This is a genomic window from Pseudomonas sp. ICMP 3272 (assembly GCF_001466905.1).
GTDB classification, from domain to species: domain Bacteria; phylum Pseudomonadota; class Gammaproteobacteria; order Pseudomonadales; family Pseudomonadaceae; genus Aquipseudomonas; species Aquipseudomonas amygdali.
On record NZ_LKEK01000114.1, the window covers coordinates 1 to 1544 of the forward strand.

At 58.0% G+C, this 1544-nt stretch carries 2 protein-coding genes and 1 pseudogene; all 3 read right to left on the reverse strand.

The window, feature by feature from the left end; translation table 11 throughout:
• A pseudogene (locus AO068_RS27710) lies at window positions 1-405 on the reverse strand (hypothetical protein); the annotation flags it as partial.
• Entirely contained in the window at window positions 402-959 is a 558-nt protein-coding gene (locus AO068_RS25160) for a DUF4123 domain-containing protein (RefSeq protein ID WP_058409771.1), read from the reverse strand. The gene AO068_RS25160 and the pseudogene AO068_RS27710, both read right to left, overlap by 4 nt.
• Window positions 956-1544, reverse strand: a 589-nt coding sequence (locus AO068_RS25165; protein WP_442963746.1) for a bacteriophage T4 gp5 trimerisation domain-containing protein, incomplete at its 5' end; no start/stop codon positions are given. The genes AO068_RS25160 and AO068_RS25165, both read right to left, overlap by 4 nt.

Here is a 1544-nt window from a genome sequence, read left to right on the forward strand (position 1 = left end):
CCAGCTCGCGCCACAGCTTCTCCTGATAAAACACGTACACATAACCCGCGCGAGCCAGCACCGGTGTGCCCATGTCGTCCACTGTCTTGGAACCGGGCAAGGCAATGAATGGCAGCACCGGAACGATCTGATTGAACTGCGCATCGGCCTGTCGCGGCGTGACTTTCGTGCCACTGAGCAACGGCNCTGCAGATGAAGGTGCGTGCCCTTGATGTGATCCCAGACCTTCAGGGTGCTGCTGAACAGCTCGCTTTCCAGCACTTCCGATTTGGGTGAATAGATACGGGTTCCATCAGAACCGAGCAGCAAAACCTGCTGCTGTTCCGAATGATCCTTACCCACTATCTGGACGATCAGTTTGTCCATTTCGCAGGAAGGGCCATCGCTCAGTCTGCCGGTGGTCATTGTAAGAACTCCTTCTTCTGGCGCCGCAACGCGTCTTCTTGCCGCTGGTTTAAACCGAACGTCACTTGAGGTTGTGGCGGTTGCCAATCAGGTGCGTGTGGATTGCGAACGTCGAACCAGCGCTGCTTGCCTTGTGCAAGGTCCTCCCAGGTGCCGCCGTACCAGCCCAGTCTGGAAATAGGGCCGAACCACTGGGCACTGGATTGAGGGGGCTCTGTCGTAAAGAAATAGCTGGCAGTAACAGGATGTGAGTAGCGCAGCACGCCTCGGCGTTGTCCGTCGAACCTGACAAACAGAATGTGCCGGAGATGGCCGAGCAACACGTCGACGGGAAAGGGGCTTTCGATGATCAGGCCGGGCCAGCGTTCTGGTTTTTCATGCATTGCCTCGACGAGGGTATTGCTGCCTGATGTGTTCAAAAGAAGCGGACTTTTCTCCCGGTAGACGGCCAGCTCGGTCTTGTCGAATAACACGGTGGGCGCTGGATCGGGCAGCCGTTGGTAGAGTTGTTCCAGCAGCGAGTCGGTGCGTTCCAGCAGCACGTAAACGTTCATGCTCGACCTCTCGACAGCAACGCCCTGCGACAGCCGCAATCGGCTAGCGGGCAGTCTATGGGCATTCCGCTCCTGGGTTTCTGGCACAGCTCTACTATCGGGCCTGGTTCACCCAGGCGCTGCGTCAGCAACTGCCCCGGCCCATTGTCATTTGCCTGTTTCACAAGCCCAGGCAAAGCGGGCGATGCGCCGGTGCCCAAGGTTGGCTTGCCCCCCGAGTTGAGTTTTATCTGAGGCCCGGTAATGGTCACACCGCTGGCGTCGATCTTGAGAAAGGAAGCACCGGCCTTGACCGTGATCTCCAGCCCCGCCTCAATCACCACGTTGTTACCGGCCTTGAGGTGAATTTCCTGCCCGGCGTATGCCAGTAACCCATCGCCCGCCCTGATGTGCTGTGTTCCACTCACCGTCAGGTGATCGTCCGCTTTGACTTCGGTCAGCCGGTTGCCATCGACAGTGCAATGCTCCTCAGCCTTGAACTCGCTGTAGCTGTTGCCCTCGACCCGGTCGTGTCGCTCATGACCGACTCTTATTTTCTGCTCGTGCTCGATGTTTTGGTCCCAGTCGCGCTGTGCATGGATGTAG